Annotated in this window: 19 protein-coding genes; 6 read left to right on the forward strand and 13 right to left on the reverse strand. The window is 71.3% G+C overall.

The genetic code is table 11. The features are described 5' to 3' along the window. The first annotated feature begins 511 nt into the window (after positions 1-511). On the forward strand, positions 512-1,507 hold the full coding sequence (gene trpS, locus ABZ208_RS36070) for a tryptophan--tRNA ligase (RefSeq protein WP_356913674.1): 996 nt from the start codon (positions 512-514) through the stop codon (positions 1,505-1,507). An 82-nt stretch (positions 1,508-1,589) separates the two neighbouring features. On the opposite strand, the gene proC is transcribed toward trpS, so the two are convergent. From proC to ABZ208_RS36105, 7 genes are all read right to left on the reverse strand, one after another. Then, entirely contained in the window at positions 1,590-2,399 is an 810-nt protein-coding gene (proC, locus tag ABZ208_RS36075; RefSeq protein WP_328398008.1) for a pyrroline-5-carboxylate reductase, read from the reverse strand. Positions 2,400-2,612: 213 nt separating this feature from the next. Then, positions 2,613-3,350 carry an ABC transporter permease gene (locus ABZ208_RS36080; RefSeq protein ID WP_328398010.1) on the reverse strand — a complete coding sequence of 246 codons (738 nt, stop codon included), beginning with the start codon at positions 3,348-3,350 and terminating at the stop codon, positions 2,613-2,615. Further along, the gene (locus ABZ208_RS36085) at positions 3,347-4,114 is read right to left on the reverse strand and encodes an ABC transporter ATP-binding protein (protein WP_356913675.1); all 768 of its coding nucleotides are present in this window, start codon (positions 4,112-4,114) and stop codon (positions 3,347-3,349) included. The genes ABZ208_RS36080 and ABZ208_RS36085 overlap by 4 nt, the downstream gene beginning before the upstream one ends. A gap of 352 nt (positions 4,115-4,466) precedes the next feature. Then, positions 4,467-5,369, reverse strand: coding sequence for an RNA polymerase sigma factor SigJ (gene sigJ / locus ABZ208_RS36090; protein WP_356913677.1), 903 nt, complete (start codon positions 5,367-5,369; stop codon positions 4,467-4,469). A 50-nt stretch (positions 5,370-5,419) separates the two neighbouring features. Then, positions 5,420-6,229: a class I SAM-dependent methyltransferase gene (locus tag ABZ208_RS36095; protein WP_356913678.1), complete on the reverse strand. Its 810-nt coding sequence runs from the start codon at positions 6,227-6,229 to the stop codon at positions 5,420-5,422. Between the two features lie 24 nt (positions 6,230-6,253). Continuing rightward, positions 6,254-6,772 carry a hypothetical protein gene (locus tag ABZ208_RS36100; protein ID WP_356913679.1) on the reverse strand — a complete coding sequence of 173 codons (519 nt, stop codon included), beginning with the start codon at positions 6,770-6,772 and terminating at the stop codon, positions 6,254-6,256. A gap of 33 nt (positions 6,773-6,805) precedes the next feature. Continuing rightward, positions 6,806-7,129, reverse strand: a complete 324-nt coding sequence (locus ABZ208_RS36105) for a peptidase (protein WP_356913680.1) — start codon at positions 7,127-7,129, stop codon at positions 6,806-6,808. Positions 7,130-7,258: 129 nt separating this feature from the next. On the opposite strand from ABZ208_RS36105, the gene ABZ208_RS36110 reads away from it, so the two are divergent. After that, the gene (locus ABZ208_RS36110; RefSeq protein WP_356913681.1) at positions 7,259-9,442 is read left to right on the forward strand and encodes a PQQ-binding-like beta-propeller repeat protein; all 2,184 of its coding nucleotides are present in this window, start codon (positions 7,259-7,261) and stop codon (positions 9,440-9,442) included. A gap of 102 nt (positions 9,443-9,544) precedes the next feature. On the opposite strand, the gene ilvD is transcribed toward ABZ208_RS36110, so the two are convergent. The 4 genes from ilvD to ABZ208_RS36130 form a co-directional block, all read right to left on the reverse strand. Then, positions 9,545-11,395 carry a dihydroxy-acid dehydratase gene (ilvD, locus tag ABZ208_RS36115; RefSeq protein WP_356913682.1) on the reverse strand — a complete coding sequence of 617 codons (1,851 nt, stop codon included), beginning with the start codon at positions 11,393-11,395 and terminating at the stop codon, positions 9,545-9,547. 220 nt (positions 11,396-11,615) lie between these two features. Next, positions 11,616-12,224 carry a TetR family transcriptional regulator gene (locus ABZ208_RS36120; protein WP_356913683.1) on the reverse strand — a complete coding sequence of 203 codons (609 nt, stop codon included), beginning with the start codon at positions 12,222-12,224 and terminating at the stop codon, positions 11,616-11,618. Between the two features lie 34 nt (positions 12,225-12,258). After that, complete coding sequence (locus tag ABZ208_RS36125; protein ID WP_356913684.1) at positions 12,259-13,089, reverse strand: sugar phosphate isomerase/epimerase; 831 nt, start codon at positions 13,087-13,089, stop codon at positions 12,259-12,261. Positions 13,090-13,112: 23 nt separating this feature from the next. Continuing rightward, positions 13,113-14,045: a Ppx/GppA phosphatase family protein gene (locus ABZ208_RS36130; protein WP_356913685.1), complete on the reverse strand. Its 933-nt coding sequence runs from the start codon at positions 14,043-14,045 to the stop codon at positions 13,113-13,115. Positions 14,046-14,085: 40 nt separating this feature from the next. Here ABZ208_RS36130 and ABZ208_RS36135 point away from each other — a divergent pair, with 40 nt between their 5' ends. Continuing rightward, positions 14,086-14,916 (forward strand): hypothetical protein, encoded by an 831-nt coding sequence (locus tag ABZ208_RS36135; RefSeq protein ID WP_356913686.1) that lies wholly within the window; start codon positions 14,086-14,088, stop codon positions 14,914-14,916. Positions 14,917-14,943: 27 nt separating this feature from the next. Here the strand turns inward: ABZ208_RS36135 and ABZ208_RS36140 are convergent, their stop codons facing one another. Beyond that, positions 14,944-16,638 carry a hypothetical protein gene (locus ABZ208_RS36140; protein WP_356913687.1) on the reverse strand — a complete coding sequence of 565 codons (1,695 nt, stop codon included), beginning with the start codon at positions 16,636-16,638 and terminating at the stop codon, positions 14,944-14,946. A gap of 196 nt (positions 16,639-16,834) precedes the next feature. On the opposite strand from ABZ208_RS36140, the gene ABZ208_RS36145 reads away from it, so the two are divergent. From ABZ208_RS36145 to disA, 3 genes are read left to right on the forward strand one after another with little or no spacing between them, the layout of a single operon-like run. Continuing rightward, positions 16,835-17,416, forward strand: coding sequence for a dihydrofolate reductase family protein (locus ABZ208_RS36145; RefSeq protein ID WP_356913688.1), 582 nt, complete (start codon positions 16,835-16,837; stop codon positions 17,414-17,416). A 57-nt stretch (positions 17,417-17,473) separates the two neighbouring features. Beyond that, complete coding sequence (gene radA / locus ABZ208_RS36150; RefSeq protein WP_356913689.1) at positions 17,474-18,916, forward strand: DNA repair protein RadA; 1,443 nt, start codon at positions 17,474-17,476, stop codon at positions 18,914-18,916. Positions 18,917-18,961: 45 nt separating this feature from the next. Next, positions 18,962-20,113, forward strand: a complete 1,152-nt coding sequence (disA, locus tag ABZ208_RS36155) for a DNA integrity scanning diadenylate cyclase DisA (RefSeq protein ID WP_356913690.1) — start codon at positions 18,962-18,964, stop codon at positions 20,111-20,113. A 63-nt stretch (positions 20,114-20,176) separates the two neighbouring features. On the opposite strand, the gene ABZ208_RS36160 is transcribed toward disA, so the two are convergent. After that, positions 20,177-20,986, reverse strand: coding sequence for a hypothetical protein (locus ABZ208_RS36160; RefSeq protein WP_356913691.1), 810 nt, complete (start codon positions 20,984-20,986; stop codon positions 20,177-20,179). Position 20,987: the final 1 nt, after the last annotated feature.

Raw genomic sequence — 20,987 nt, forward strand, 5'->3', positions numbered from 1 at the left:
TTTCCCTTTCCGGCGAGTCCGACTCTATCAGATCCTTTCGGGCCTGATTCCCAGTCAGCGGGAGTTGTCTTTCCGGCTGTTGGGCCGTTCCGACGAGTGAGACTTTAGCGGAATCCATGCCCTCGACCTAATCGAGGTGCGTTCCTTCGAACGCGGATTCCTCATTTCGCAAGAACACACGGAAAGACGCGCGACAGACATAAAAGAGCCTGCTGCTCGCTTGAAGTGGGTCTTGCGGAATGGCTGTCCGGGGACCCGCCGTAGCAGGTGCTCACGTCGGACAACTCGGAGAACACTACGGATGGCGGTATCCGATGTCAACCCGGGGCTCCCTGGCGGTAGCCTGGGTCCCATGACTACGCGTACGTGCTTCCTTCAGTGGTGGGCCGCCTGACGGCGGCCGGCACCTACGCATGCACTCAACGGCCGCCGCCCCGGCGGCCGTTCGCGTTTCTCCCCTCCGGGAGTCCGGCCGCTGCGGCGGCGGCTCGACCAGAAGACGGAGAGCGGGATGACGCGGATCTTCAGTGGGATCAAGCCGACGGGGCATCTGACCCTGGGCAACTACCTCGGCGCGCTGCGCCGGTGGGTCGGGGTCGACCAGCATCAGTCCGACGCGCTGTTCAGCATCGTCGATCTGCATGCGCTGACCGTCGAGCACGATCCGGCGCGCGTGCACAGACTCAGCCGGCAGTCGGCGACGCTCATGCTGGCGGCGGGGCTGGACCCGCAGCGGTGCACCGTCTTCGTCCAGAGTCATGTGGACGAGCACGCGCGTCTGTCCTATCTGCTGGAGTGCACGGCCACGGACGGCGAGCTGCGGCGCATGATCCAGTACAAGGAGAAGGGCTCGCGGGCGCGCGCGTCCGGGCAGAGCGTGCGACTGTCACTGCTGACGTATCCGGTGCTGATGGCGGCGGACATTCTCGCCTACCGGACCGACGAGGTGCCCGTCGGTGACGATCAGACACAGCATGTGGAGCTGACGCGGGATCTGGCCGTGCGGTTCAACCAGCGGTACGGGCACACGTTCACCGTGCCGCGGGCGACGCATCCGCCGGTGGCGGCGCGGGTCATGAATCTGCAGGACCCCACCTCGAAGATGGGGAAGTCGGACGAGTCGGGCCCCGGGACCGTCCACCTTCTCGACGAGGCCGACGTGGTCCGCAAGAAGATCATGCGCGCGGTCACGGACAGCGGGCGCGAGGTCGAGTACGACCGGCTGACGAGGCCCGGCATCGCGAATCTGCTGGAGATTCTGGCGGCCTGTGAAGGAGGGAACCCGAACGACCTGGCCGGTGTATATGAGTCGTACGGAGCGCTGAAGAAGGACACGGCAGAGGCGGTGGTGGAGCTGCTGAGGCCGATCAGGGAGCGGCACGCCGAGCTCGCCGCGGATCCGGGACACATCGACAGGGTGCTGAAGAAGGGAGCCGAGCGGGCCAGGGAAATGGCCCGGCCGACGGTCGATGCCGCCTATCGGGCGATCGGTCTGCTGCCGGCCTGAGCCGCACGGATGAACAGAGGGGCTGTCCCGCCGCCGGGGCGTCACGGCGGCGGGTCGTCCCCGCTCTTTCCGGCTCGTGGGCTCAGCCGTTGCCGGAGGCCAGCTCGCGGCTGCGGTCTCGGGCCGCTTCGAGCGCGGCGATCAGCGCGGCCCGTACGCCGTGGTTCTCGAGTTCGCGGATGGCGCTGATGGTGGTGCCTGCAGGGGAGGTGACTGCTTCACGGAGTTTCACGGGGTGCTCGCCGCTGTCGCGGAGCATGACGGCGGCGCCGATGGCGGCCTGGACGATCAGGTCATGGGCTTGCGCGCGCGGCAGGCCCAGGAGGATGCCGGCGTCCGTCATCGCCTCGACGAGGAAGTAGAAGTAGGCCGGGCCCGACCCGGACAGGGCGGTGGCCGCGTCCTGCTGGGACTCGGGAACCCGGAGGGTCTTGCCGACGCCGCCGAAGATCTCCTCGGTGTGCTCGACGTGCTCGTGGGTGGCATGGCTGCCGGCGGAGATGACGGACATGCCCTCGTCGACGAGGACGGGGGTGTTGGGCATGACGCGGACAACGGGGGTGCCGGCGGCGAGGCGCTCCTCGATGAAGGAGGAGGTGATACCGGCCGCGGCACTGATGACGAGCCGGTCCGAGGTGAGGTGCGGGGCGAGCTCGTCGAGGAGCTTGCCCATGTCCTGGGGCTTCACCGCCAGGATCAGGGTGTCGGCGCGCTTGGCGGCCTCGGCGTTGGAGACGGGCTCGACGCCGTAGCGCGTGCGGAGCTCTTCGGCCCGGTCGGTCCGGCGAGTGGTGACCAGCAGGTCGGCGGGGCGCCACCCGGCGCGGATCATGCCGCTGAGCAGGGCTTCACCGATCTTGCCCGTACCGAGGACTGCGACTGTCTGGGTCATGGCTCTGTTCACCTCGCCGGTGGGGATGCGTGCGTTCACATCCTCGCACCGGGGGCGGGGTCGTGCCGGAGGCGTCCGAGGGGCGGTACGGCCGAGACGCAGATGGGTCGTGCGGATCCGGGTGCAGGCGCCTGCTGCGGCCTGGCTCTACGACCAGTTGACGATCGGTGACACGGTCGGTGTGAAGGAGCGGGGGCGAGGACCGAGCTCCGTTCAGGCGGTGCGGCGGCGCAGGGTGGCCGCGCCGAGAGCGAGGACGAGGACGGCACAGCCCGCGACGACCATGATGTCGCGGAAGAAGTCGGCGGTCGCGTCGGCGTGGTGGAGGACCTCGTTCATGGCGTCGACGGCGTACGACATGGGCAGGACGTTCGAGATCGCCTCGAGTACCGGCTGCATGTTCTCGCGGGCGATGAACAGGCCGCAGAGCAGCAGCTGCGGGAAGATCACGGCCGGCATGAACTGGACCGCCTGGAACTCCGAGGCGGCGAAGGCGGAGACGAACAGGCCGAGGGCCGTGCCGAGCAGGGCATCGAGGAGTGCGACGAGCAGGAGCAGCCAGGTCGAGCCGATGACGTCCAGACCCAGGGCCCACAGCGCGAGGCCGGTGGCGAGGAGGGACTGGACGATGGCGACGAGCCCGAAGGCCAGGGCGTAGCCGGCGATGAGGTCGCCTTTGCCGAGAGGCATCGCGAGCAGTCGCTCCAGAGTGCCGGAGGTGCGCTCGCGCAGGGTGGCGATGGAGGCCACCAGGAACATCGTGATGAGCGGGAAGATGCCGAGGAGCGAGGCACCGATGGAGTCGAAGGTCTGCGGGCTGCCGTCGAAGACGTAGCGCAGCAGGAAGAGCATCAAGCTCGGCACGAAGACCATCAGCGCGATGGAGCGCGGGTCGTGGCGCAGCTGGCGCAGCACGCGGGCGGCGGTGGCGAGGGTGCGGGCGGAACTCATCGGACGTTCTCCTGAAGGGCGTTGGCCTCGTCGACCAGGTGGAGGAAGGCGGCTTCGACGGTCTCGGAACGGGTGCGTGTGCGCAGGTCGTCCGGACTGTCCTCGGCGAGGATCTCGCCGTCGCGCATGAGCATCAGCCGGTGGCAGCGCTCGGCCTCGTCCATGACGTGGGAGGAGACGAGAAGCGTCGTGCCGCGTTCGTCGGCGAGCCGGTGGAAGAGGTTCCACAGGTCGCGGCGCAGCACGGGGTCGAGGCCGACGGTCGGTTCGTCGAGGACGAGTACTTCGGGGGTGCCGAGCAGGGCGACGGCAAGGGAGACGCGGCTGCGCTGGCCGCCGGAGAGCCGGCCCGCGAGTACGTCGGTGTGGGAGACGAGGTCGACGTCGGCGATGGCGCGGGTGACGTGGTCGTGGCGGATGCCGCGGTTGCTGCGGCCGGGCAGGAGGACGGAGGCGAAGTAGTCGAGATTCTGGCGGACGGTGAGGTCGTCGTAGACGGAGGGCGCCTGGGTGACATAGCCGATGCGGTTGCGCAGTGTGGGGTCGCCCGCGGGGCGGCCGAGGACCTCCAGGGTGCCGGTGACCTTGGCCTGGGTGCCGACGATCGAGCGCATCAGCGTCGATTTGCCGCAGCCCGAGGGGCCGAGGAGGCCGGTGATCCGGCCGGGGTGGACGGTGAAGTCGAGGTCGCGCAGGACTGTGCGGTCTCCTCGTACGACGGTGAGGCCGCGGGCCAGGACGGCGACGCCAGAGGAATTCATCATGCGATGAATAATGCTCCCGGGCCGACGGGGGCGTCAAGGATTCGGGGTGCGCGGATCCAGGCGATGCGCGGGTCCTGCCCGTACGGGCACGCGGCCCGAGACAGGTCGGCCCAGGCCCGGGGTCATGAGGATCGCTGAGGGAAAGCGCGCGGCCTGGCCGAGGAAACGGACGGTGGAGCGCACCGTCTGCTCCTTCGCGCGGGCGGCCGTACCGCCCGTCAGAGTGCGGTCGCGCGGGGAGTCGTCAGGCGTACGAACCGGATCGGACCGGCATGGCGGGCCCACACTCACGCAAGGACGACGTGCGGGGGCCGGGTGCGACGGTGGAACCCGTCGCACCAGGCCTGTCGCCTCACAGACTCTCCAGGTCCAGATGGCGCAGCTTGTCCGGATTGACGACCGCGTCGATCTCCGTGATCCGTCCCTCGTGCACGGTGAACGCGAAGACGACGGCCTGCGCGCTCGCCGGATCGACGAAGACCAGGCCGGGGGCGCCGTTGACGTCCCGTACGAGCACACGCATCGTCTCCGGCTCGAACCCTTGGGTGATCCGCAGGGTGAACCTGGCCACCTTCTCGTCGCCGAGGATCGGCAGCCGGGCCGCCGTGACCTTGCCCCCGCCGTCCGAGCGCCATACGACCTCCGGGTCGAGGAGCTCGAGCAGCCCCTCGAAGTCCCGGCCCGTCACGGCCGCGAGGAACGCCTCGACCGTCCGGCGGTGTTCGTCGCGGTCGACCGAACGGCGTGGGGTCTCTGCCCGGACGCGACGGCGGGCATGCGAGGCCAGCTGCCGTACGGAGTCGGGAGTGCGCCCCACCACGTCGGCGATCTCGGGGAACGGCACGGCGAAGACGTCGTGGAGGATGAAGGCGGTGCGCTCGGCCGGTGTGAGCCGTTCCAGCACGGTGAGCAGGGCAACGCCCACGGACTCGTCCAGCGTCACCCCGTCCTCGGGGTCGTACGGCCCTTGCACCGCGCCGCCGCCCGCCGCGTCCGTGACCACAGGCTCGGGCAGCCAGGTACCGATGTACGACTCTCGCCGCGCCCTGGCGGAGCCCAACTGGTCGTAGCAGATACGGCTCACGACGGTCGTCAGATACGCGCGGGCGTCGTCCGCCTCGCCGTCGGGCAGCGACTGCCAGCGCAGCCAGGTCTCCTGCACCGCGTCCTCCGCGTCCGCGACGGAACCGGTGATGCGGTAGGCGATGCCCCACAGCCGGCTGCGCTGCTTCTCGAATACGGCCGGCTCGGCCATGCTCGAACCCCTCTCCCTGCGCGCGTGTCTCCGTGGTCGTCCCGGGGCCCCTAGACCGTGGACGACGACTCCTGCACCTTGGACGGATCGGGGGCCCGGAGTGTGACAGTGAGGTCCACGGCGTACGCCTCCTCGACGACTCCGTCCGGGAAGACTTTGAGCAGTTCGGCGCGCTCCTGCTCCCGGAAGGCGGCTGCTGCCTGCTCGCCCAGCACCAGGAAGGCGGAGTGGCTGCCGAGGTTGGCGAGATGGGTTTCGACATCGACCCGCCGGGTCCAGTGCACCCGGCGATCCACATGCTCCATGCCGCCCGGCAGTTCCCTGGCGCGCCCGGGGCTGCCGTGCGCCCCACCGCTCAGGCGGCGGCGCAGCCGCTCGTCCTGGGCGGCGATCCAAGGGACGTCCGGGTCCGCGACGTTCCACCACAGCGCCAGTGCGCCGCCGGGGCGCAGCACCCGCAAGGCCTCCGGCACCGAACGCTCCGGGTCGGTCCAGTGAAAGGCCTGGGCATAGGTGATCAGATCGGCGCTCGCATCGGCGAGAGGCAGGGCGTCACCGCTGCCCAGGACCAGCGCGACGCCGGGCAGCGAGCGGCGCAGCTGGGACGCCATACCGGGGCCGGGCTCCACGGCGGTGACATCGGCGCCGCGGTCGCGCAGCAGCCGGGTGGCGATTCCGGTGCCCGCGCCGACGTCCACCGCACGGCAGCCCTTGAGCGGGTGGCCCGTGATCTCCTCGATCGCGTCGAAGAGGGCGGGCGGATAGCCGGGGCGGGCCGCGTCGTACTGGGCCGCGGCCGTGTCGAAGGAGAGCGCACGCAGCGCATGGGCCTCGCCGGAGGTGGTGTCGGGCTCCGTCATCGCCCCATCTTCACCGGGAGCGGGCTAATTGCGCCCGGACTTTCCGTTCTTCGGCCGGCGGGCCGCCGGATTGCCCGAGCGGGTGCCCCGGCGCTTCGCGTACTGGGCGAGAGCCGTCTCGTACTCCTCGCGGCGCAGCTTCTCGCCGGGCGCCTCGGAGAGCGAGCGCAGGAAGTACGCGATCAGGGAACCGATGAAGCCGATCGCCTTGAGGCCACGCAGCGAGTCCTCGGCGGCGGAGCCCGAGGGGCGGCGGGTGAAGCTCTCCCAGGTCTTGCGGAAGGCGATGGCGCTGCAGACCGCGAACATGACGACGACGAGCACGTTCACGAAGCTGCCGACCTTGGCGACCGCGAGCCCCTCGTACGCGAAGCGCAGCACGAAGGCGCCGCCGAACGCCGCGGCCAGTGAGCCGACGGCGACGCCGGCCCGGCGCAGGCCGTAGCCCCCGTCGTGGCCGACCCAGGTCGTGCCGAAGAAACGGATGGGCTCGGGCTCCGGGCCGCCGCCGTGCCGGTTGTCAGGACTGCTGTGCTCGCTCACGGGGTCGATTATCCCCGGGGCGGCACCTTTTGCTCAGGAGCAGCGGATCGTGACATAGCCGTCACTGCCGGTCTGGACGAAGGCGTCCGAGACGAACTGGCCGTTGCCGATGCAGTCCCAGATGTTGGTGGTGCCGTACGGCCCGGTGACCGACTCGCCCGGCTTCTGGCAGTTGATCGGCACGCTGGCGCCGATCGGCAGCACCCTGATCAGCTGGTAGTTGGTGCCCGGGCCACTGCGCACGTTCAGCCGGACGCCCGGCGCGACCGGGTAGCGCTTGGATCCCAGCGACTCGGCCGTGCCCGCGGCATGGGCCTCGGCACCGTCGGCAGCATTCTGTATCTCGTCAACAGCCATCGGACTCTCCCCCGTTGTGATGAGTGTGTGGCGTTCGCCGCGCAGGCTAGCAAGCCATGGCTGAACCGCACGCATCATCGACTAGGCTCCGAGCGTCGCGCGTGCGCACCATCAGACGGGGGTGGGGAGATGCCGCCGCTGCGCAGCACCGGGCCATTCCCGGAAGCGGAGCACCCGGAATATGCCGGGGAGTACCGCCTCGAGGCGGTACTGGGCACCGGGGGCATGGGCATCGTCCATCTGGCCACCTCCGCCTCCGGGTTGCGGCTCGCAGTCAAGGTCATTCATGCCGAGCATGCCTCGGACGCGGAGTTCCGGGCACGTTTCCGGCAGGAGGTCGCGGCGGCCCGCCGTGTCAGCGGCGCGTTCACGGCGCCGGTCGTCGACGCCGACCCCGAAGCCGAACGACCCTGGATGGCCACGCTGTTCATCGACGGTCCGACCCTCGCCGAGCGGGTGAAGCGGAACGGACCGCTGGGTACGCAGGAGTTGCGGCGGGCGGGTGCGGGGCTGGCCGAGGCGCTGCGCGACATCCATCGCGCCGGTGTGGTGCACCGCGATCTCAAACCCAGCAATGTGCTGTTGGCGCCCGACGGCCCCAAGGTCATCGACTTCGGCATCTCCCGCCCCTCCGACAGCGATCTGCGCACGGAGACGGGCAAGCTGATCGGTACGCCGCCGTTCATGGCGCCCGAGCAGTTCCAGCGACCGCGCGAAGTCGGGCCCGCGGCCGACGTGTTCGCGTTGGGCGCGGTGCTGGTGCATGCGGCGACCGGGCGCGGCCCGTTCGGCTCTGACAGCCCGTACATCGTGGCCTACCAGGTCGTCCACAACGAGCCCGATCTCGCGGGCGTCCCCGCCGATCTCGAACCGCTGCTGCGGCGCTGTCTGGCGAAGGACCCGGCGGACCGGCCGACGCCCGACGAGGTGATGGTGGCCCTGCGGGCGTCCTCGCCCTCGACGTCGTACGACACCCAGGCCTACATACCCGTGCCTCGGATGCCGGATCCGCGCGAAAGCGTGGCCGGGGCGGAGCCCGCCGACCCGGCACCGGGCCGATCGGAGCCGCCCGAGGTGCGTGAGCAGGCGAAGCCGGCGGAATCCGGGAAGCCGCGACGCAGGCGGCTCCGGTGGGCGGCTGCCGGCGCTGTCCTGGCCGTGCTGGTCACTGCCGGGATCGTCGTCCTGCGCGCCGATCCCGGCGACCACCCGCCCGGCAACGGGCCGGCCGGCCGGCTCACGGTGCAGAAGGTCCGGCCGTGGAGCGTTGCCCTGCGGGGCTCCGACCACGAGAACCGGACACCGTTCTGCACCGCGGGCGGACCCGCGCTGTTCTGCACCGCACCGGGAATCAAGGCGGTCCGCCTGCATCCGGCCGACGGCCGGACGCTCTGGTCCGAGCCCGCCGAACCCGCGGCACGGCCCGCCCAGGGCACACCGCCCGTCTACGACGACGGTCTCCTGTACGTCACCTCCGGCGGCGGTCGGCTGGAGGCGCTCGACACGGAGTCCGGCAAGGTTCTCTGGGACCTCGACGTCTCCGCGTACGCGACGGTCCGGCACGCGGGCGACGTCATCCTGCTGGTGAAGGACAGCGGGCTGGTGCGCGCCGTCGACGCGGGCACGGGCAAGGAGCGCTGGAGCCGTCGGCCCGGCGGCCCTGGCGCCCAGTGGTTCTCGGCTCCCGGCGATGCGAAGGGTCCGGTCGTGGCCGTCACGCTGTCGCGGGACGGCACCTCCACGCTGGTGCGGGCGGTGGACCCGGTGGGCGGCGGCGAGCAGTGGCAGAAGCGGCTGCCCGGCGTGCTGACCCCGGTGGGGCTCACGGACGGAACGCTGACACTGCTCGTCTCCGACAAGAACGGCTTCACCAATGCCGTCGTACGGCTCGAGACGGGCGGCAGGGAGCCGGCTGTACGCCGCATCCCGCTGTCCGCGCCGGTCGACCAGGCGCAGGCGACGGTGGCAGGGGACATCGTCCACATCAGCGGGTTCGGGGGCTCGCTCCTCGCCCTGGACACCACGCGGACCAAGAATGCCCAGCTCTGGCGGCTGGAGACCGGGGTCACCTATCTGTCGCCTCCGACCGCGGGCGGCGGCAGCGTGTTCGTGTCGGCCGGGGACGGACGGCTGCTCGCCGTGGACGCGAGGGGCGGCAGTCTGGTGGGGCAGACCGAGCCCCGGATGGACGACGGGCGGCACACCTTCGCCTCCACGCTGGCCGCACCGGTGGTCACCGCCGCGTGGGTCTACGCCACCGCTCCGGACGGCTCCGTCTTCGCGGTCCGCGCTGCTGCCCCGGCCCGCTGGTGAGCCACTGAGAGCTGCCGGGCCGACGATGCCCGCCGCCCTTCGGGGCCGGCGGGCATCGTCGTCGCTCAGGGGCGGGGCGTCGGCCCGGCCTGGATCAGGGCGTCAGCCGAGCCTGGAGACGTCCCGGACGGCTCCCTTGTCGGCGCTGGTGGCCATCGCCGCGTACGCGCGCAGCGCGGCCGAGACCTTGCGTTCGCGATTCTTCGGCGCGTACACGCCGCCCAGGGCGTCGCGGCGGGCCGCCAGCGTGGCGTCGTCGACGAGCAGCTCGATCGAGCGGCCGGGGATGTCGATGCGGATCCGGTCGCCGTCCTCGACGAGCGCGATCGTGCCGCCGGACGCGGCCTCCGGGGAGGCGTGGCCGATCGACAGGCCCGACGTACCGCCGGAGAAACGGCCGTCCGTCACCAGGGCGCAGGCCTTGCCGAGGCCGCGGCCCTTGAGGAAGGACGTCGGGTAGAGCATCTCCTGCATACCGGGGCCGCCGCGCGGGCCTTCGTACCGGATGACGACGACGTCGCCCTCCTTGATCTCCTTGCGGAGGATCTTGTCGACGGCCTCGTCCTGCGACTCGCAGACGACGGCGGGGCCTTCGAAGGTCCAGATCGACTCGTCGACGCCCGCGGTCTTCACGACGCAGCCGTCCTCTGCCAGGTTGCCCCTCAGCACGGCGAGCCCGCCGTCCTTGGAGTACGCGTGCTCGAAGTCGCGGATGCAGCCGCCGGCCGCGTCCAGGTCGAGGGTCTCCCAGCGCTCGGACTGCGAGAACGCCTCGGCCGACCGCTTGCAGCCGGGTGCCGCGTGCCACAGCTCCACGGCCTCCTCGGACGGGGAGCCGCCGCGCACGTCCCACGTGCCGAGCCATTCCTTGATGCCGGGCGAGTGGACGGTGTGGACGTCCTCGTTGAGCAGGCCCGCCCGGTAGAGCTCGCCGAGGATGGCGGGGATGCCGCCGGCGCGGTGCACGTCCTCCATGTAGTACGTGCCGCCGGGAGCGACGTTCGGGGCGACCTTGGCCAGGCACGGGACGCGGCGCGAGACCTCGTCGATGTCCTTGAGGTCGTAGTCCAGCTCGGCCTCCTGGGCGGCGGCGAGCAGGTGCAGGATCGTGTTGGTGGAGCCGCCCATGGCGATGTCGAGGGCCATCGCGTTGTCGAACGCGGCGCGGGTCGCGATGGAGCGCGGCAGGACGGACTCGTCGTCGCCCTCGTAGTAGCGCTTGGTGATGTCCACGACCGTGCGGGCGGCGTTCTCGTAGAGGGCGCGGCGGGCGGTGTGGGTGGCCAGCACCGAGCCGTTGCCCGGCAGGGACAGGCCGATCGCCTCGGTCAGGCAGTTCATCGAGTTGGCGGTGAACATGCCGGAACAGGAGCCGCAGGTCGGGCAGGCGTTCTCCTCGATGCGGAGAATGTCCTCGTCCGACACGTTCTCGTTGACCGCGTCGGCGATGGCGTTGATCAGGTCCAGCTTGCGGACGGTGCCGTCGACCAGGGTGGCCTTGCCCGCCTCCATGGGGCCGCCTGAGACGAAGACCGTCGGAATGTTCAGGCGCATCGCGGCCATCAGCATGCCAGGGGTGATCTTGTCGCAGTTGGAGATGCAGATCAGCGCGTCCGCGCAGTGCGCCTCGACCATGTACTCGACCGAGTCGGCGATCAGGTCGCGCGAAGGCAGCGAGTACAGCATGCCGCCGTGGCCCATCGCGATGCCGTCGTCGACCGCGATGGTGTTGAACTCGCGCGGCACCGCGCCCGCCGCGTGGATCGCCTCGGAGACGATCCGGCCGACCGGCGCCAGGTGGGTGTGGCCCGGCACGAACTCGGTGAAGGAGTTGGCGACCGCGACGATCGGCTTGCCGATGTCCGCGCTGGCTACGCCCGAAGCCCGCATAAGGGCGCGGGCGCCCGCCATGTTGCGGCCGTGGGTGACAGTGCGGGACCTCAGCTCGGGCATCGTCGCTCGTCTCCTTAGACAGATGGGTCTGAGTCGAGCGTACGCCGCGGCTCCAAGATCTGGACAACGTGTCCGAATTGCGGGACGGGCCGCTCAGCTTTCGGTCAGTGTTGCGCGCGGTCCGGTCGAGACCCTGGCCCGACCGGCGCCCTTCGTCCCGGACCGGACCGCGGGTCCGGCACGGGGATCCGGCACGGACTTGATCAGGGTTCGGGCTTGATCAGGGTTCGGTCAGATACCGCTGGAGCGTCGGGGCCACCATCGCCACGATCTCCTCGGGATCCGCCGACGCCAGCGGCTCCACCTCGATCAGATAGCGCAGGATCGCGATCCCCACCATGTGCGACGCGGCCAGCTCCGCCCTGAACCGCGGATCCGGTACGTCCAGCTCCGCCGCAACCCGCTCCAGCAGCCGCCGCAGCACAAAGCCGCGCAGCACCTTCGCCGCCGCCTCGTGGGTGAGGGCCGAGCGGATGATGGCGAGCAGCGGCGCCCTGGTCTCCGGGTTCTCCCAGACACCGATGAAGAAGCGGGCCAGCCGCTCGCCGATGCCTTCCTTGCCCTGACCCAGGATCTGCGGGACGACCAGCGTCGGCTCGAAGGAGACCTCGATGGCGGCCGCGAAGACGTCGTCCTTCGTACCGAAGTAGTGGTGGACGAGAGCCGCGTCGACCCCGGCGGCCTTGGCGATACCACGCATGGTCGTCTTGTCGTAGCCGCGCTCGGCGAACTCGGTGCGGGCCGCGTCGAGGATCCGCTCCTGCGCGCCGGGCCCTGCCGCCTGGGTACGAGCGGGCCGGCCGCGCCGGCGCGGAGCCGTGTCGTTCACCGGGACCCGCCACCCTTCGGTACCCCGAGTGCAGTCATGAGCCGGGAACGTGCGACGAACTCGCCGACGCCAGGTGAAGCCGGGTGAAGGCCAGCGCCTCGGCGAGGTCGGCCTCGCGTTCGGCGGCGGACATGGCCCGCCGGGTGTTGACCTCGATGACGACATGCCCGTCGAACCCGGTACGGGCCAGCCTCTCCAGCAGCTCGGCGCACGGCTGGTCGCCCCGGCCGGGCACGAGGTGCTCGTCCTTCGCGGAGCCCTTGCCGTCCGCGAGATGGACGTGCCCGAGCCGGTCGCCCATCCGGTCGACCATGGCCAGGGTGTCCGTACGGGACGTGGCCGTGTGCGACAGGTCGATCGTGAAGTGCCGGTAGTCCTCTTTGGTGACGTCCCAGTCGGGTGCGTACGCGAGCATCTCGCGGTCCCGGTACCGCCATGGATACATGTTCTCCACGGCGAACCGGACGTCCGTCTCGTTCGCCATGCGCCAGATGCCGCTGACGAAGTCGCGAGCGTACTGGCGCTGCCAGCGGAACGGGGGATGCACGACGACGGTCGACGCCCCCAGCTTCTGTGCCGCCACCTGTGCCCGCTGCAGCTTCACCCAGGGGTCCGTGGACCAGACCCGCTGGGTGATCAGCAGACACGGCGCGTGGACGGCGTGAATCGGCACCTGGTGATAGTCGGAGAGCCGGCGCAGCGCCTCGATGTCCTGACTCACGGGGTCGGTCCACACCATGACCTCGACGCCGTCGTAACCGAGGCGCGCGGCGATCTCGAAGGCTGTCGCCGTCGACTCCGGATAGACAGAAGCCGTCGACAGGACAACCTTCGCATCCGGGATGCGCACCACTGGTTCTGCCACGGGAGACAGCCTAAGGGCCGGGACTACGACGTCGGCAGATGGTCGAGCCACCGCAGGATGACGCCTTCGCGCAGCGCCCAGGGGCAGATCTCCAGCTCCTCGGCCCCGAAGAGGTCCATCGCGCCCTCGGCGACAAGGGCTCCTGCCAGCAGCTGCCGGGCGCGGCCCGGGGACACGCCCGGCAGGGCCGCCCGCTGGTCGGCGGTCATGGCGGAGAGCTTGGGCACCCAGTCGACAAGTGACGCACGACTCAGTACGCGCTGGATGTAGAGCCCCTCCGCGGAGCGCGCCGCGCCCGCGATCCGGGCCAGCTGCTTGAAGGTCTTGGAGGTGGCGACGATGTGGTCGGGCCTGCCGAAACGGCTGAATTCACCGACCGTCCTGGCGATCTCGGTGCGCACATGGCGGCGCAGGGACTTCACGTCCAGCGGGTCGGGCGGATCCCCGGGAAGCAGCGACGCGGTCAGCCGGCCGGCTCCGAGCGGCAGCGAGACGGCGGCGTCGGGTTCCTCGTCAATGCCGTAAGCGATCTCCAGCGAACCGCCGCCGATGTCGATGACCAGCAGTTTTCCGGCCGACCAGCCGAACCATCGGCGGGCCGCGAGAAAGGTGAGCCGGGCCTCCTCCTCACCGGTGAGCACGGTCAGATCGACCCCGGTCTCCGCCTTCACCCGGGAGAGCACCGCATCCGCGTTGGTGGCCTCGCGCACCGCGGAGGTCGCGAAGGGCAGCACCTCCTCGCAGCCCTTGTCCTCGGCGGCCTGCAACGCGTCGAGGACGGTGCTGACCAGCCTGTCGACACCGTGCGGACCGATGGCGCCGCTCTCGTCGAGAAGTTCGGCGAGGCGCAGATCGGCCTTGTGCGAGTGGGCAGGCTGCGGGCGGGCGCCGGGGTGCGCGTCCACCACCAGCAGGTGAACTGTGTTCGAACCGATGTCGAGGACTCCGAGTCTCATGGACGGAACGCTACTGCGGTGGCGCGCATACGCTGGTGGCGTGCCAAAGACGAAAAAGGCGAAGCCGGGCAAAGCCACGGCCCCGAAGAAGGACCAGCACCCTGCGAAGGGCCCCGAGCAGGACGAGAAGGGCCTCGACTTCCCCCGTGCATGGGTGGAGTTCCCTGACCCTGCGGACGACGAACAGGTCTTCCGCTGCGATCTGACGTGGCTCACCTCGCGATGGACGTGCATCTTCGGCAGCGGCTGCCAGGGCATCCAGGCGGGGCGCGCGGACGACGGCTGCTGCACGCTCGGGGCGCACTTCTCCGACGAGGAGGACGAGAAACGGGTCGCCGAGAACGTCGCACGGCTCACTCCCGAGCTGTGGGAGTTCCACGACGTGGGGACGCGGACCGGCTGGGTGCAGAAGGACGACGACGGCGAACGCCAGACCCGCCGCTGGGAGGGCTCGTGCATCTTCCAGAACCGTCCGGGCTTCGCGGCGGGCGCCGGCTGCGCGCTGCACATCCTGGCGCTCCAGGAAGGCCGTGAGCCGCTGGAGACCAAGCCGGACGTGTGCTGGCAGCTTCCGGTGCGGCGTACGTACGACTGGATCGACCGGCCCGACGACACACGGGTGCTCCAGGTGTCGATCGGGGAGTACGACCGCCGGGGCTGGGGCCCGGGTGGTCACGACCTGCACTGGTGGTGCACGTCGGCGACCTCGGCGCACGGCGCCGGGGAGCCGGTGTACGTGACCTACCGCCCGGAGCTGACGGAGCTGATGGGCAAGGACGCGTACGACGTGCTGGTGGGGCTGTGCGAGGCGCGCCTGGCCTCCTCGCTGCCGCTGGTGGCGCCGCACCCGGCGGATCCGGCGGACCGCTGACGGTTCGGTTCGCGGGCCACGGTCCCGTCAGTTCGCGGGCGGCGGTCCCTGGTCCGGCGCCCCGGGCTCCGTCGGCGCGCTCGGGTCCGGGTCCGACGGATCGGGGGCGGGCGAGGACGGTGGCGGGCCCGACGGCTCGCTCGGCGTCGGCTCCGGCTCCGGCTCCTGTGAGGCCGGAGGCGGGCTGGACGGCGGCGTCGGGTCGGGCCCGGGCAAGGTGGGCGGCGGGTTCGTGGCTCCTTGGCCGCGAACGGCGACCACCGCGCCGGACGGGTCGACGCCGATGTGCGCGAGCCAGCGGCCCGAGGGCTCGCGGTCGTGGTCGACGACGATGTACAGCGTGATCGTTTCGCCAGGATGGAGCGTGCCGTAGGAACGGCTCGCGTAGAGCCACGACGCGTCCGTCCAGACCGACCAGCTGACCGGGGAGCCGCCGGACGCGGTCAGCGTGATGCGGGTGCTGTCACCGGCCGGCCGTGCCTCGACGGACAGCCTGCCGGGGGCCGGCTGCCCGGGAGAGGACGGCGGCGGGGGCGTCCCGGCGCTGATCACCTCGACCGAGACGTCCGGTGACCTGCGGCCGGCCGAGAACCGCGGGTCCGGCTCGGCGCTGGCGTTCCCCGCGTTCTCGTAGTGGTCGTACGGATCGCTCTCCATGCCGCCCGCCGCGTCCGGGTCGCCGGCGCTGATGACGGGCCCTTCATGTGCCTCGCCGGTCAGCGGCGCACCCCGGTAGGCGGCCCACAGCGCCAGCACCGGTGCCGCCACGACCGCGGCCACGACGGTCGTGGTCACCGCACGCGCCCGCAGCCGGTCCCGCCGCGCCGCACGGTCCTTGGGGTCGAGCGGGAAGCCGCCGGGCCCGAAGCGCGGCCCGCCCGAACGGCCCCTCGGCACATGCAGCATCGCCATGTACGCGGCGGTCCGGCCCGCCTCGACCAGGGGCAGCGTGGCCGGAGCGGCGGCCGAGCCGGGCCACGGCCCGACCGCGCCCGCGCGCTCGGCTGCGCGGCGGCACCGCGGGCAGTCGTCGACATGGCGTACGAGTTCCCGGCGCAGGGTCGCGGACAGCAGCACCTGATGGTCGCCGGTGAGCCTCGCCACGGACGGGCAGTTGCCGGTCTCCACGACGGCCAGGGCGGCCCGGGTGCGCTCCACCTCGCAGGCCGCGCCGGCGAGCAGCTCGCGTGCCGATTCCACGTCCATGCCGAGGACGGACGCGACCTCGCGGGCGGCGAGGCCGTGGCGGACGGCCAGTTCGAGTGCCTCGCGCTGTTCGGGGGTGGTGCCGGCGGCCTCCGGCCAGGCCAGCAGCGCGAGTTCGGCGCGACGGCGCTCAACGGTCTGCGGCGGGACGCCGGGCGCGGTGGCCGCCGGGTCGGGGGCAGCGGGGCGGCCGCTGTGCGCACCCTGCCGCTTGCGCCGCTGTTCGGCCATCCGGCGGCGGCAGGCCCAGCGGGCGAGCGCGTACAGCCATGCCTTCCGCTCGGCCTCGCCCCGGGGGCAGCGGCCGTGCTGGCGCTCGGCGACGGCGAGCACATCGCCGAGGACGGAGGTGGCCGCGTCGTGGTCGCACAGCACGGACAGGCAGTAGGTGAACAGGCCGTCCAGGTACGGCTCGTAACGGGCGGGCGGGCGTCCGGAAGCGGTACGGGACGTGCGCCGGTGCGCCCGGTGTGCGCCGGTGGAGTGCGTCGGGGGTTCCAGCCTGCTGCTCGTCACCCGGCGACCGTAGGCGCAGGGCCGTATCCCGTTCGCACCCCTTGAACACTTTTAATCCCTACGGGTGAACGTTTCCTCCGGTGCGAGGCAGGAACTCGGAATTCCGCCGCCGCGGGGTGAGCGGGCCGAGATCGCTGCCGACGGTCTCCCGGGCTCGGGACCGATGAGTTCCGCGGCACCAAGGTGTCAACGCTTCATGAGCAATGTCATCTCGGGGATGTCGATGTCCCTGGACGGGTTCGTCACCGGGCCCGCGGACACCCGTGCGAACCCGCTGGGTCTGGGCGGCGAGCGGCTGCACCGGTGGCTGTGCGACATGACGGAGGCGGACGAGCAGGTACTCGGCGACATGGTGCGCAATGTCGGGGCCGTCGTCATGGGCCGGCACTCGTACGACGTGTGCGAGGGCGAGGGGGGCTGGGGCGACGGCGGACCGGTCGGCAAGGTGCCGTGCTTCGTCCTCACCCACCGTCCGCCGGATCCCGGGGACGTGGTCGCCCCTGACGTGTTCACCTTCGTCACGGACGGTATCGAGGCAGCCGTCCGGCGGGCGAAGGCAGCCGCCGGGGCTCTGGACGTCGGTGTGCACGGCGCGAGCGTCGCCCGGCAGGCGCTGAACGCGGGCCTCCTCGACGAGATCCACACCACCTTGGTGCCGGTCCTGCTCGGCTCCGGAAAGCGGCTGTTCGACGGCGTCGACGGGCCGGTGGAGCTCCGCCGGACCTGGTCGGTCCAGTCCGCGGACGTCACACATCTGCGCTTCGTGGTCCTGCGCTGAAAGCCGCTCCAACGGCCGGGCGGCTGCGCTGTCGGTGGGCACCGCTACGGTTTGCGCATGGCTGCCCGTACGAAATCCGCGAAGGACCGGCCGTCCTACCGCTGCACCGAATGCGGCTGGACGACCGCCAAGTGGCTCGGCCGCTGCCCCGAGTGCCAGGCCTGGGGGACGGTCGAGGAGTACGGCGCACCCGCCGTGCGCACCACTGCCGCGGGGCGCGTCTCCACCGCCGCGCTGCCCATCGGCCAGGTCGACGGCCGCCAGGCGACCGCGCGCTCCACCGGTGTGGACGAGCTCGACCGCGTGCTCGGCGGCGGACTGGTGCCGGGCGCCGTCGTGCTGCTCGCGGGCGAGCCCGGTGTCGGCAAGTCCACGCTGCTGCTCGATGTCGCGGCCAAGGCTGCGAGCGAGGCCCACCGCACGCTGTATGTGACGGGCGAGGAGTCCGCGAGCCAGGTCCGGCTGCGCGCCGACCGGATCAAGGCCCTGCACGACCACCTGTATCTCGCCGCCGAGACCGATCTGTCCGCGGTGCTCGGCCACTTGGACGCGGTCAAGCCGTCCCTGCTCGTCCTCGACTCCGTGCAGACGGTCGCGTCCCCCGAGATCGACGGCGCCCCGGGCGGCATGGCCCAGGTCCGCGAGGTCGCCGGAGCCCTGATCCGTGCTTCCAAGGAGCGCGGCATGTCCACGCTGCTGGTCGGTCATGTCACCAAGGACGGTGCGATCGCCGGGCCGCGGCTGCTGGAGCACCTGGTCGATGTGGTGCTCTCCTTCGAGGGCGACCGGCACGCCCGGCTGCGGCTGGTCCGCGGCGTCAAGAACCGCTACGGGGCGACCGACGAGGTCGGCTGCTTCGAGCTGCACGACGAGGGGATCACCGGCCTCGCCGACCCGTCCGGGCTCTTCCTCACCCGTCGCGACGAGCCCGTCCCCGGCACCTGCCTGACGGTCACGCTCGAAGGCCGCCGCCCGCTCGTGGCCGAGGTGCAGGCACTGACCGTGGACTCCCAGATCCCCTCGCCCCGGCGCACCACCTCCGGCCTGGAGACCTCGCGCGTGTCGATGATGCTCGCCGTGCTCGAGCAGCGCGGGCGGATCAGCGCGCTCGGCAAGCGCGACATCTACAGCGCGACGGTCGGCGGAGTGAAGCTCTCCGAGCCCGCGGCCGACCTCGCCATCGCGCTCGCCCTGGCGTCGGCCGCCAGCGACACCCCCCTGCCGAAGAACCTCGTCGCGATCGGCGAGGTGGGCCTTGCTGGCGAGGTCAGACGGGTCACGGGCGTCCAGCGCCGGCTCGCCGAGGCACACCGGCTCGGCTTCACCCACGCGCTGGTCCCGTCCGATCCGGGCAAGGTTCCGTCCGGTATGACGGTCACGGAAGTAGCGGACATGGGGGACGCGCTGCGGGTGCTCCCGCGGGGGCGGCAGCAGGGTTCGGGCGGGGCCGGACGCAGAGAGCGGGCAGAGGCCCCACGGGAGGACGAGGCGCGCCGGTAGACTTTGCCCTGGTCTCCGCCCACCCGTACGAGCCGGAGGAGTGCAGTGGCAGCCAAGGACGGGGCAACAGCACCCGGAAAGTCCGGCTCAGGCACGGGCAACGAAGCGCTGATCCGCGCCGCTCTGAGCGCGGTCGCCCCGGGCACCGCACTGCGCGACGGCCTGGAACGCATCCTCCGGGGAAACACCGGAGGTCTGATCGTTCTCGGCATGGACAAGTCAGTCGAGTCGATGTGCACCGGCGGCTTCGTGCTGGACGTGGAGTTCACCGCGACCCGGCTGCGCGAGCTGTGCAAGCTGGACGGAGCGCTCATCCTCGACAAGGACATCTCCAAGATCCACCGGGCCGGTGTGCAGCTGGTCCCGGACGCGTCCATCCCCACCGAGGAGACCGGCACCCGCCACCGCACCGCGGACCGGGTCTCGCGGCAGTGCGGGTTCCCTGTGGTGTCGGTGTCGCAGTCGATGCGGCTGATCGCGCTGTACGTGGACGGCGAGCGCCGGGTGCTGGAGGAGTCGGCCGCCATCCTGTCCCGCGCCAACCAGGCACTGGCGACCCTGGAGCGCTACAAGCTCCGCCTGGACGAGGTGGCCGGCACGCTCTCGGCCCTGGAGATCGAGGACCTGGTCACCGTCCGGGACGTCGGGGCCGTGGCGCAGCGCCTGGAGATGGTGCGCCGTATCGCCACCGAGATCGCCGAGTACGTGGTGGAACTGGGCACCGACGGCCGTCTTCTCTCGCTCCAGCTGGACGAGTTGATCGCGGGCGTGGAGCCGGAGCGCGATCTGGTGGTACGCGACTACGTGCCGGAGCCGACCTCCCCCAGGGCTGCGCCCGGGAGGGGCCCCCAGCGCTCGCGCACGGTCGACGAGGCCCTCGCCGAGCTGGACGCGCTGACCCACACCGAACTGCTCGAACTGCCCGTCGTGGCCAGGGCGCTGGGCTACAGCGGCTCTCCGGAGACGCTCGACTCCGCGGTCTCGCCGCGTGGCCACCGGCTGCTGGCCAAGGTGCCCCGGCTGCCCGGCGCCATCATCGAGCGGCTGGTGGAGCACTTCGGCGGACTGCAGAAGCTGCTCGCGGCCAGCGTGGACGATCTGCAGGCCGTGGACGGCGTCGGCGAGGCTCGGGCCCGCAGCGTACGTGAGGGGCTGTCGCGGCTCGCCGAGTCGTCGATCCTGGAGCGCTACGTCTGACACCGTATGCGCGAGGGGGCTTCAGGACCCGGTCCTGAAGCCCCCTCGCGCATGGTGCTCGGCTCAGTCCTTCTCCAGACGGAACGACGCCGGCAGCACCTTCACGCCCGGGAACGTCACCTCGACCAGGTAGGTGCCCGGCCCTGCCGACCCGGCCGACGGGGTCGCGCACTGCGGCTCGCTCCGCTTGCGGTCCCACTCCACGGTGTGCGTGATCGTCCCCTTCGCGGGAACCCGCAGCAGTCGGCCGGGAGCGGTACGCGGGCAGTCGCCGGAGGCCCAGACGTCCTCGTCGTCGCTGCCGGTGACCTTGAAGACCGCCGCCTTCGGCCCGAAGTCCGCCTTGCACGTCGTTGCCGACGAGTTGGTCACGACGAGCTGGAAGACAGGCTTCTCATCGGGCGCGTACGAGACCTCGACGCTGCGCAGCGTCAACTTCAGCGCGCTCGGGGCGCAGTCGGGCAGGCTGGAGCCGGCCGGGACCTGCTGGCCGCCCGAACCGCCGCCGACCGCACCAGCGGTGCCGTTGCCGCCGTTCGTGCCGTCAGCGCCGCCGTCCGTACCGCCGTCGGTACCGCTGGTGGCGTCGCCTGTGCCGTCACCGTTCGATCCGTCCGAATCCCCCGACTCGTCGCGGCCGCCCGGCTGTTCACTGATCGCGGGTCCGGACTGATCGGGCCCGGGCGTGATGGTGGGCGCGGGCCGCGGGTCGCGGTCGCCCGACTTGCCGCTCGTGTTCCCGGTGCCTCCCCCGGAATTGAAGGCCCATACGATCAGCACAACGAGCAGTGCCGTCAACGACAGCGCGACAGCCCTCCGTCGCCAGTAGATGGAGGAGGGGAGCGGCCCGATCGGATTGCGCAGAGATCCCACG

The sequence above is a fragment of the Streptomyces sp. NPDC006208 genome (assembly GCF_040613775.1).
In the GTDB taxonomy this organism is placed as follows: Bacteria; Actinomycetota; Actinomycetes; order Streptomycetales; family Streptomycetaceae; genus Streptomyces.